Source organism: Deltaproteobacteria bacterium, assembly GCA_013151235.1.
GTDB lineage: Bacteria > CG2-30-53-67 > CG2-30-53-67 > CG2-30-53-67 > CG2-30-53-67 > JAADIO01.
In genome coordinates this window covers 90,905-100,552 of record JAADIO010000016.1, presented here as the reverse complement: position 1 = coordinate 100,552, position 9,648 = coordinate 90,905, and the positions used below count along the sequence as shown (strand labels likewise).

The following is a 9,648-nucleotide window of genomic DNA, read 5'->3' as shown; positions in this document are numbered from 1 at the left end:
GCCGGGGTTAATAATTTCCAGCATAACCCACGTTGGCAAGGGGCAGGCACTTTTTTGCCAACTGTCAGCCATTATGTCTCAGGACAGGCCCTTCGATGCTTCGATAAACTCAGCACAGGCCCGCTCAGGGCGAACGGGTTTGAAAAGCTAACGTGCAGGGGAAACCTGCCGAATCACCCTAATGGAATAACAACCACTATGCAATCAACTTCGTTCATAGGCCATCAAGTCGATTTCTTTCACTGCCCGGAAATCCATGTCGGCGCTGAAAAGAGGTATGCCCAAATAGCATGCTGTTGCCGCGATAATGCTGTCCGGCAGTTTTAATCCATACTGCCGCCGAAGTTTTATTGTTTTGCTCTTAATTTGCCCATTCAGATCAATCACGACGCAATCATCCAGAAAATGGTGAATCAATTTTTCTTCCTCGATGGTAATGCCTGGATATCCAAGCAACTCAAGTTCCGTAACAAAGGATGCATGGACCACTTGGCCATCAAGCACTCCGGAAATTTGTTGATCTCCGCCAAATAAATAGAGTGCAATGTTGGTGTCAACGAGTATGTTCATCCCACTCTTTCCGAATACGCTTTTGATAGACTAACGGTTCTTCCTTTAACTTCAATCTTCCGCTGTATTTCTTCACGGAAAGCGCTTTTGCATTCCTGACACCATGCAGTATCCTGTTCCTTATTTCCTGGATATCTTCATTTTTCCGAATTGTAATCGTCCCCATCTTTCCACCTCGCAATCCAATTCATTCATAGAAATATTATAATTTCTCGCTTTATGACCATAACACACCATGTGCAGGATATCAATTCCACAAGAAACAACCGCCACAAATAGAAAGATCGAATCCCCCCTGGCCCCCCTTTGTCGAACGGGGGGGAACCCGGAGAGCGGATCTGGTCACAGCGCAGGGTCTCACAACGAAAGCCGACCCCCCCGGTAAAATCCAGATCCTCACTCAAACGATGGGAGCCGTAACAGGCCCGCAGACATGTGCCGCCGATAAAGGTCAAATCGTTGAGCATACCTGCAGCACTCATTTCACGGAGAATGTCATGGTGCAGCAGTTCTTTTTCCACCACACTGCGCAAGGAAGCCAGTTTGCCCCAGCGCTTCATGGCCTGGGTAACCAGAAGGTCAAACAAATTCACGGGCCGCCTCCCAATCTACCAGGTCGGTACTTCGCCTGGTCTGCGCCATGTCCCGCAGCGCCAAGGCAACGGATGCACGCCACAGTCTGCAGCGGGGATCATAGACAACCTGGTCGGCCACACGATCCGGAGATTTTTTTGTATGGACGAATTCAATATGGCCGAAAGATCCGCAGTCGATAATAGAGCTACGTCCGGAAGACATCAGCGTGATCCAGTTCATGGGGATTTGTGAAATCACGGCGGCATCACTCAAAGCGGATTCCAGGCTGATGTAATTAAATTCATCGGCTCTCAGGCGGGCGGCGGCATGATACAAGACAAGACCGGAAGGATAATCAACCTTCGGATAGAGAAACAGACTGCGGCAGACGCGCCTGAGCAGACCGTTCTTGACTGCCCGGCCGATCACTGCCTTCATTGCGACCGAATGATGGCCGGGAATAACGGCGCTCAGATCTCTCCGAGAAAAGAGGTAATGCTCTCTGTCCGCCAGGTTCTCCAAAATTTCCGTCAGTTGCTTGATAGGCTGCATGACATCTCGGTACACACTAAGCTACGATTAGCATATCTTAACGTAGACCAGATGCAAAAAAAAATCATTCTTCGACCGGCTCAGGGCGAACGGAGCAAGTAATTGATATTCCGTTCGTGTGGTTCAACCAGCTTCCGAGCATGCGGTTCGGCAAGCTCACCATGCTCGGAAGCCTGTCGAACCATGAACGGAATCCGGAAAACGACTTTTTACGACACCATCGACTCTCCGGGGGAAAGGCGCATCAATTTCCCATATGGGCAAGGTTCTCTCTCTCCTTTGCGCTCTTGAAATACTCCAGGAAAAAGGCGAGAAAGACAAAAAAGAACAAACCGGCTATCCCGGTCAGGAGGATGTTCAGCCTGATTTTCGGACTGACCGGATTCTCGGAAACCGTTACATCCTTAATGATCTTCGTCTTCCGGAAGGTTTTCAATTGCAATTCCAGTTCCGTTTTTTTCCGAACTAACGAATTCAGGGAATTGTTGTTGACGTTAAATCGTGTCATGAACTCCAGCAGGTCTTTCTCGATCCCTCTGTCAAGCCGATCATGCAACCGGTTGGAATAAAGACGATCATATTGCAGTTCGCTGTTCAATAACAAAAGGAGAAGAGTCTTGTCCTTGCCCGAGCTACGGCTGATCTTCCGTTCCTCCTTTTGGAGTCTCCGGATACGATCCCCGATCTCCTTCAGTTCCTTTTCGGACGCTACCCTGTCTCTTCTTGTGAGATCGATATCTTTCTGAATACGCGCCTTCTCTTTTTCCAGAGATACGATCTCTTCCTCCACGGCCCTGATCCTGCTTTTCACCACGGCCTCATCAACATCGATCATCCGCATATGATCGGCAAGGATCAGGTCATCCATTGCAGCGAGAACCTTGGCGGCCTCCACTTTATGGGCGGAGTCGATATAGATTCTGACAAGCGAGGTGTTTTTCAAATGTTCCGCTTTGATCTTTCGGTGGAACTCTCCAGGAATATCTATTCCGGTTTTATCCCGGACGGCCCCATCATAGAGACCGTTTTCGATCTTCGCCAGCAGATTCGCCGGTTTCTCGATAACACGGCTCGTCTTCCCGATATGAAGGACAGTGTCTACACGATAGACCGGGGGAAGCAGGAAGCTTACCGCCGCGGCAAGAACAACACACAGGATGGTCCCTCCGAGGACCAGCGTCTTCCTGCGGCAAAGGACGTTAATGTAGTCGATCAGCTCGATTTCGTCAGAATCTGCATTTGCCTGTATTTCCGTCGCCTGCCCAGACATTCACCCCCTCCTTGATCCGAAAGCACCCGGAAGAACAGGGCACCATTTTCATGTTTTTCACCAGACCACGGTCCGGTACCTGATGATGAAGGATCGCGTTAAACCTGCGCCTTGATCTCTCTCTTTTTTACGCTCGCAAGATACTCCAGAAAAAAAGCCAGGAAGATCAATGCCGTCATCCCTCCCACCGCTGCAAGAAGAATCCGGGAAGATCTTTCCGGCCCAACCGGTTTCATCGATACCACTGGCCCTTCGATCCGCAGCAAGGGGGAGATCAGTTTCATTTGCTCATGTAGATCCCCGGCGCTCAATGTCAAGGTCTGTTTCTGTTCGTCAAGTTTCGCCAGGTCCTTCTGCGTGCCGGAAAGCCATTTTTCAAAGTCGTTTTTGATCTTCTTTTCCTGCCTCCCGATTCCTTCGATCTGTGTCCTGATGTTGCTGATTTCGTTCCTGATATCGGCAATCCCGCCCTGGATATCCTCTATACTCCGTTTCAGGTTCTCTATCCCGGTCTTTATATTCGCGATCTGTACCCTTACATTTTCAATGCCGGCATTCTCGACCCGGACCTGCTGCTTGAGGTCCGTCCTCTGGATATCCAGGTTCAGTGCGCTGTTTCGCAGGTTATTGGCATACTCGATAGACTTCTGGGTAATGTCGGAAAACAACAGGAACGAAATACCGTCTTTTTTCGCCTTGCGACTCGCCGCCAGGGAATCCCTGCCCTGCAGAAGATCCTTGGAATTGTTCTCGATCTGAGGAAGCCGGGAAAGAAGAGATTTCTTCTTCGCATCAAGGATCTTTATTTTCTCCTGAATGGCCCGGATCGCCCCCTGTCGGGTTACAATATCACCTTCTTTGACCTTGATCTTCCCCTCTTCTGTCTTGATCTTCCCCTGTACCTGCTGAATTGCCCGTTTTTTCTCTTCAATTTGTCTTTCCCGAGCCGGGATGGATCTTTCTTTGAGTGTCCGCTCATCTTTCAAGTTGCTCAATTTCAATTTCAGCCCGAGTTTTTCCTGCCTGATTTTATCTTTCAAATAAGCCTTTTGCTGATCAAGCCCCTCAATCTTGATTCGCGTACGTTCGAGCCTGTTCTTCAGAAGTTCCTTGTAAACGCTGATTTTCGGTTCGTAGGCCTTCGCAATTTGTGAGAAGAGCGCCTCCAACTCCCTTGCAGCGAAACCACCGTCCGGATCTTCGAGGGAGACGATAATCTGGTGGTCGTTAATCTTGTGCCCAACCTTCCAGGCAATCTTCCCAATTTCCTTTTCTGGGTGGATTTTTTCAACCACGCCCCGGTCATAGACGCCGCTTCTGATCCTCCTTACGATCGCGTCCGCATCGTCCACGGTTTCTCTTTTCTGGTCGATAATCTGACCGGTCATGCCGGGCCTGAAAATCAGGGTCGCACGATAAAGATCCGGCGACCGATAACTCAGCACACCCGCAATCAGCATGCAAAGAATCGTCCCAAAAAGAATCAGCTTTTTCCGTTTGCAAAGAACATGGATGTAGTCGATCAACTCCACTTCATCCACCGGTTCGGAGTGCAAATCCGGTTTCTGATCAGGCATTCAGCTTCTCCTTAAATCCTGCACGCGAAAAAGAAGGGATTCTTCCATCTCCCCAAGCAGAATCCCCTTTGCATCCTTCTCCGAGATAACTGGGTCCTTCACCGGCCAGTCGATACCGATTGCGGGATCGTCCCAGCGGATCGTCACTTCGCTTTGCGGGGCATAATAGTCCGTGCATTTGTACGCGAAGAGTGCCGCCTCCCCGGTAACGCAGAAACCGTGTGCGAATCCTGCCGGGACCCATAGCTGCCGACGGTTTTCGGAGGAGAGGGTGACGCCGTACCATTGGCCGAAGGTGGGAGAACCGGCCCGGATATCGACGGCCACGTCAAAGACCTCGCCCCGCAGAACATAGACCAGCTTGCCCTGGCTGTTCGGTTTCTGATAGTGGAGTCCCCGGAGGACTCCATGCTGCGAAAAAGAGAGGTTGTCCTGGACAAATTCATCGGAGATACCGGCTTCGCCATAGCGTTTTTTTTCATAGGTTTCGAGAAAGAACCCCCGGTCATCACCGAAGACCTTCGGTTCGATCAGCAACAGACCGTCGAGGGGTGTCTTAATGGTCAGCATCGTTCCCTTTCCCGTCAATGATTATTCAGCCGGATCCCGATCCTTTCGCCGCTTTTCCAAATATTTCAGAACCGCTCCGGCATAAAGCGGGATATCCCTCACGGCCGCACGCATCCCTTCAATGGTGAGGCCGGGATCGATATCGTCATACTCGTGGACGATGCGATTACGAAGACCCGCGGCGTTTGCTATTTCTTCGGCAAATTGCTTGTCAAGGATGGCGGGTTTTATTGATAACTGGACAAATGAGAGATAATAGTCCTTCGGCGGCGGTTCCCCTTCCGAGGTAATCAGGTGATAGTTGATATCGATCATCCGGCCGATGACCCTTTCGAGATAACGTTCTGCAGCGGCCAGACCAATTTCGTCCGAAAGAAGCGCCTCCCGGGTTCTCGCGACCAGATCCTTTAATCTCTTCAGGTCCGTGGTAATCAGAGAAAGCTTCCGGTGCACCATTGCCGGATCAATCATGGCATTACTCCCGCGTTATATTCCTTCAAGAGAAATTGCCGTTCCAGTTCAAGAATGGGACGAAAATCCTGGTATTTTTTGAAGGCCTTCAAACGTAATGCGTCAAAGTCCTTCTCTTCTCCGCACAAAAGTCGCGCTCCTTCCACAACATTATAGAGGAAGAGCGGATCGGCATGATCCAGGACGGAAAGGTCCACATCCTTCTCAAAGAGTCCTGTAAGATCGGCCGTAAGATCGAGGAGATCGGCGAATTTGACCCCCTTGCCTGACCGGGTTCGAACGGCAATATCAATATCGCTCATCTCATGCACCCTGCCGGTAACCTGAGAACCGAACAGGAGAATCAGTTTGAGATCGTACTTCTCCCCGATTCGATGCAACACTGACTCAGGGGGTATCCGAATTCGTGATCTCTTCATTCCGGCCTGCCGGTTGATACAGCTCCGCCCTCTCGGTTACACACCGCAAAGGGGTCAAGTCTGCTCTTGGCTCTTCTCCCCCGGCCCCGCCGGGAGGATCTCTCTTCGCCGGGGATAAACCCCGGCGCTACAGCCCCTGCTGTACGTGGTTCGGCGGGGTCCGAATCCCCCCTAGCCCCCCTTTGGAAAAGGGGGGGAATATGTGCACTCCCTTTTGGAAAAGGGAGTAATATCCGTGCTCCCCTTTGCAAAGGGGAGAAGGTCGGAAGGGAAATAATCTTACCCCTTCGTCAGGGACGGCGCCCTCGATAAAATGAGGCGATCCGCTCGACAACGTATTCCTGCATCTCCCCCGTCAGTTCCGGGTAGACGGGAAGGGCCAGCGTCTCCCGCGCCGCCCGCTCCGCCTCGGGAAAGTCCCCCTCACGATAGCCGAGACCGGCGAAGCATTCCTGTAGGTGCAACGGGATCGGGTAGTAGACCTCCGTGCCGACCCCTCCTTGCAAGAGATACTCTCGGAGGGCATCCCGCTTCCGGGCTCGTATCACATACTGGTTATAGACATGACGGAAGGCGGGATCACCGCCGTGACGATCCTGCGGCGGCACGACATCGCCGCTTCGCACCAGTCCCGCACTCTTGAAGAGTTCCAAGTAATACCCGGCATGTCTCAGGCGCGCTTCATGGCAGGCATCCAGCCGCTTGAGCTTGACCGACAGCACCACCGCCTGGAGGGCATCGAGCCGGCTGTTAATCCCGACATATTTGTGTACATATTTCGGTTTCATACCATGGACGCGGAGGATACTTATCTTTTCGGCCAGTCCCGCATCGTCGGTCACGACCATCCCCCCGTCTCCGAAACCACCCAGGTTCTTTGAAGGGAAGAAGGACAGACACCCGGCATCCCCCAACGCTCCGGCACGTTTCCCTCCGTATTCCGCACCGATTGCTTGTGCGGCATCTTCAACGACGAAGAGATGATACTTCGACGCAATTGAACTGATTCGCTCCATCCCTGCCACCTGGCCGTAGAGGTGGACCGGCAGTATGCCCCGTGTCCTGGAAGTGACCTTATCCTCGATCGCAGCGGGGTCGATATTGTATGTAACGGGATCGATATCAACAAAGACAGGCCGCGCCCCGAGGCGCGTGATTGCACTTGCCGTGGAGAAGAAGGTATAGGGGGTGGTAATGACCTCATCCCCCGGACCGGCCTCCAGGGCCATGAGAGAGAGGAGCAGGGCATCGGAGCCGGAGGCGACACCAATCCCATGGGGCACATGACAATAGGAGGCAATCTCATCTTCAAACTCCCGGACAGATTGCCCCAGGATGAAGAGCTGAGAATCGAAGAGCCGCTCCAGTTCCGGCAGGAGTTCATCCCTGCAGGAACGATACTGCTCCTTCAGATCCAGAAGCGGAACTTTCATTACAGTCATAAGTATGATTTTCTATATAGAAAGAGAAATCTTTATATTTCGATTCGGCGATTAATATCCATTGTGAACAGGCATATTCCAAAACAGTTGTGGGATCGGCAATCCGACCGGAATATACCGAACCGTTTATCCCCCTGCAAGGCAATGGACTGGATGAAAGTGTTAATTAGCATATTGCCGGACAAAAATCAATGCAATTCAGGCGGAAGTCCTGCTTCTCCGGCGCAACAAAACCGAATCACCCCTTATAGAATTGAAAATCCGGAGGGTCTCCTCCGCACGATAGTCCGGGTAGGTATAGGGCAGCGGCCGGAATACGCCGCCTATGTTGGTCAGGGTCAGCTCGCCATAGATCCCGGATCCGAGATAGATCCTGTGTGAGAAATCCTTTGTGGAGACCAGGACAACCTTGGCGGGATCAAGGTAACCGGGATCGAGGTTGATCCGCCGGAGGGGTTCTCCCCCTTCGTCACGAAGATAACGCCCCTCTATTCTGTTGGTTTCGAGCTTGATCCCGACAATCTCGTCCGGGACGATCAGGTCACGGAAGAAGATGAAACGCCGCCGTATTCCTTCGCCCAGTTCCTTACGATAATAGGTCGTATAGTTCCATGGAAGATCCTCGCTCCGGTAATGGATCCCACCGTACTTCTCTGCCAAGTTCTTTTCCACGTCGTCCATGAGGCCGGGATCCCCGGAAAGCATACCGGCGAAGAGCATGACCGGACCCGGATCTTTCGGCACTCCCATGTTGATTCTCCTGATCGATCGTTCTACACTGTTTTGCACAGGCGGTCCCCGACCCTGCCGGGAATCACCTATGAAAGACAACGGCATCTTATCGGAAGGGCCGCAAGGAATCAAGATGAAGAAGATCCTCCTCATTCATCCATGGATCACGGACTTCGCCGCATACGATTTCTGGATCAAGCCGCTGGGACTCCTCATGATCGGGACGGCGCTGAAGCGGGCGGGGCATGAGGTCGGACTGATCGACTGCGTGGACCGGGCCGCCCTCGGGGCACAGGACAAACGGTTCGCCACCGGGAAGATCCCCGGCCGGGCGGTCGACTCCCCGCCGCCGCTGCACGGAATCCCCCGCTCCTTCAGGCGGTTCGGCATGGACGATGAAAGATTCCGGGCGGAGCTGACCGGCTTCGGCCGCCCCGACCTCGTTCTCGTCACCTGTCTCATGACCTACTGGTATCCCGGAGCGCACCGGGTGATTGAAATCGTCCGCGATACCCACCCCGGCGTCCCGATCGGGCTGGGAGGCAATTACGTCACCCTCTGCCCGGACCATGCCCGGCAATACTCGGGCGCCGATCTCTTCTTCCCCGAAAAAGATTCTGAACACATCCTGGCAAGGCTGCAGGGAATCCTCCGGAGCGGTCCACTGCCGGCTCTTCTCCCCTTTCCCGATTTCTCCTTCTACGAACAAGTGCGCAGCATCCCCCTGATTACCTCGCGGGGATGCCCTTTTGCCTGCAGTTACTGCGCTGTTTCCCGGCTCTACCCCCGGTTTGTACAGGAAGACCCCGACAAGGTCGTCGCGGCCATTACAGACTACGTGAAACAACACAAGGTGCGGGACTTCGCCTTCTTCGACGACGCCCTCCTGGTCCGGGTCGGGACCCATCTCCACCCGATCCTGGAGGGGATCATACGGACAGGGCTCAATCTGCGATTTCATCTTCCAAACGCAATCCACGCCGGGGCGGTCACGAAAAAGACAGCCGGTCTTCTCTTCCGCAGCGGATTCAAAACGATCCGTCTCGGTCTGGAGAGCAGCAGTCCCTCCTTCCAGAAAAAGCATTCATCGGCAAAGGTCTCAAACGACGCATTCCGGCGGGCCGTGCGCCTCCTCCATTCCGCCGGTTTCACCCAGGAGGAATTGGGCGCCTACGTCCTATACGGCGTGCCGAGTCAACCGGACGAGGCGGTAATCGAGACCCTGCACATGGTTCACGAGGCCGGGATACGTTCTTATCTCGCCACCTATTCCCCGGTTCCGGGGACCCCCGATTTCGAGACAACCGCCCGCAAATATCCGGCGATCCGGACCGAGCCGCTGCTTCACAACAAGCACCTCTGTTGCTGCCGGAACCCCGAAGGTTACCGGAAGGTCAAAGAGGCGGCAAATCGCCTGAACCAGGCCGTCATGAAAAGGGCTTTACAAAACCCGCGATGACGATTAAAAT

At 53.1% G+C, this 9,648-nt stretch carries 11 protein-coding genes; 1 reads left to right on the top strand and 10 read right to left on the bottom strand.

Features of this window, described 5'->3' with window-relative positions; translation table 11 throughout:
* Window positions 1-204 precede the first annotated feature (204 nt).
* The 10 genes from GXP58_03280 to GXP58_03235 all read right to left on the bottom strand — a co-directional run bounded on the left by GXP58_03280 (window position 205) and on the right by GXP58_03235 (window position 8,197).
* Window positions 205-570, bottom strand: a complete 366-nt coding sequence (locus tag GXP58_03280) for a type II toxin-antitoxin system VapC family toxin (protein NOY52625.1) — start codon at window positions 568-570, stop codon at window positions 205-207.
* Between the two features lie 191 nt (window positions 571-761).
* The gene (locus tag GXP58_03275; protein NOY52624.1) at window positions 762-1,163 is read right to left on the bottom strand and encodes a nucleotidyl transferase AbiEii/AbiGii toxin family protein; all 402 of its coding nucleotides are present in this window, start codon (window positions 1,161-1,163) and stop codon (window positions 762-764) included.
* Entirely contained in the window at window positions 1,150-1,698 is a 549-nt protein-coding gene (locus tag GXP58_03270) for a hypothetical protein (protein ID NOY52623.1), read from the bottom strand. The genes GXP58_03275 and GXP58_03270 overlap by 14 nt, the downstream gene beginning before the upstream one ends.
* Window positions 1,699-1,942: 244 nt before the next feature.
* Complete coding sequence (locus GXP58_03265) at window positions 1,943-2,968, bottom strand: hypothetical protein (protein NOY52622.1); 1,026 nt, start codon at window positions 2,966-2,968, stop codon at window positions 1,943-1,945.
* A gap of 98 nt (window positions 2,969-3,066) precedes the next feature.
* A complete protein-coding gene (locus GXP58_03260; protein NOY52621.1) occupies window positions 3,067-4,545 on the bottom strand; it encodes a hypothetical protein in 1,479 nt (492 codons plus the stop codon).
* Window positions 4,546-5,115: a dTDP-4-dehydrorhamnose 3,5-epimerase gene (gene rfbC, locus GXP58_03255; GenBank protein NOY52620.1), complete on the bottom strand. Its 570-nt coding sequence runs from the start codon at window positions 5,113-5,115 to the stop codon at window positions 4,546-4,548.
* Window positions 5,116-5,136: 21 nt separating this feature from the next.
* A complete protein-coding gene (locus GXP58_03250) occupies window positions 5,137-5,586 on the bottom strand; it encodes a DUF86 domain-containing protein (protein ID NOY52619.1) in 450 nt (149 codons plus the stop codon).
* Window positions 5,583-5,966, bottom strand: coding sequence for a nucleotidyltransferase domain-containing protein (locus tag GXP58_03245; GenBank protein NOY52618.1), 384 nt, complete (start codon window positions 5,964-5,966; stop codon window positions 5,583-5,585). The genes GXP58_03250 and GXP58_03245 overlap by 4 nt, the downstream gene beginning before the upstream one ends.
* Window positions 5,967-6,295: 329 nt before the next feature.
* A complete protein-coding gene (locus GXP58_03240; protein NOY52617.1) occupies window positions 6,296-7,438 on the bottom strand; it encodes a DegT/DnrJ/EryC1/StrS family aminotransferase in 1,143 nt (380 codons plus the stop codon).
* A gap of 207 nt (window positions 7,439-7,645) precedes the next feature.
* On the bottom strand, window positions 7,646-8,197 hold the full coding sequence (locus GXP58_03235; GenBank protein NOY52616.1) for a DUF4416 family protein: 552 nt from the start codon (window positions 8,195-8,197) through the stop codon (window positions 7,646-7,648).
* Window positions 8,198-8,312: 115 nt separating this feature from the next.
* Here GXP58_03235 and GXP58_03230 point away from each other — a divergent pair, with 115 nt between their 5' ends.
* On the top strand, window positions 8,313-9,638 hold the full coding sequence (locus tag GXP58_03230; protein NOY52615.1) for a radical SAM protein: 1,326 nt from the start codon (window positions 8,313-8,315) through the stop codon (window positions 9,636-9,638).
* Window positions 9,639-9,648 lie beyond the last annotated feature (10 nt).

Coding starts and splice junctions, on each gene's coding strand:
- rfbC (NOY52620.1), bottom strand. CDS start 5,115: ATGCTGACCATTAAGACACCCCTCGACGGTCTGTTGCTGATCGAACCG.
- GXP58_03235 (NOY52616.1), bottom strand. CDS start 8,197: ATGGGAGTGCCGAAAGATCCGGGTCCGGTCATGCTCTTCGCCGGTATG.
- GXP58_03265 (NOY52622.1), bottom strand. CDS start 2,968: ATGTCTGGGCAGGCGACGGAAATACAGGCAAATGCAGATTCTGACGAA.
- GXP58_03240 (NOY52617.1), bottom strand. CDS start 7,438: ATGAAAGTTCCGCTTCTGGATCTGAAGGAGCAGTATCGTTCCTGCAGG.
- GXP58_03260 (NOY52621.1), bottom strand. CDS start 4,545: ATGCCTGATCAGAAACCGGATTTGCACTCCGAACCGGTGGATGAAGTG.
- GXP58_03250 (NOY52619.1), bottom strand. CDS start 5,586: ATGATTGATCCGGCAATGGTGCACCGGAAGCTTTCTCTGATTACCACG.
- GXP58_03270 (NOY52623.1), bottom strand. CDS start 1,698: ATGCAGCCTATCAAGCAACTGACGGAAATTTTGGAGAACCTGGCGGAC.
- GXP58_03230 (NOY52615.1), top strand. CDS start 8,313: ATGAAGAAGATCCTCCTCATTCATCCATGGATCACGGACTTCGCCGCA.
- GXP58_03280 (NOY52625.1), bottom strand. CDS start 570: ATGAACATACTCGTTGACACCAACATTGCACTCTATTTATTTGGCGGA.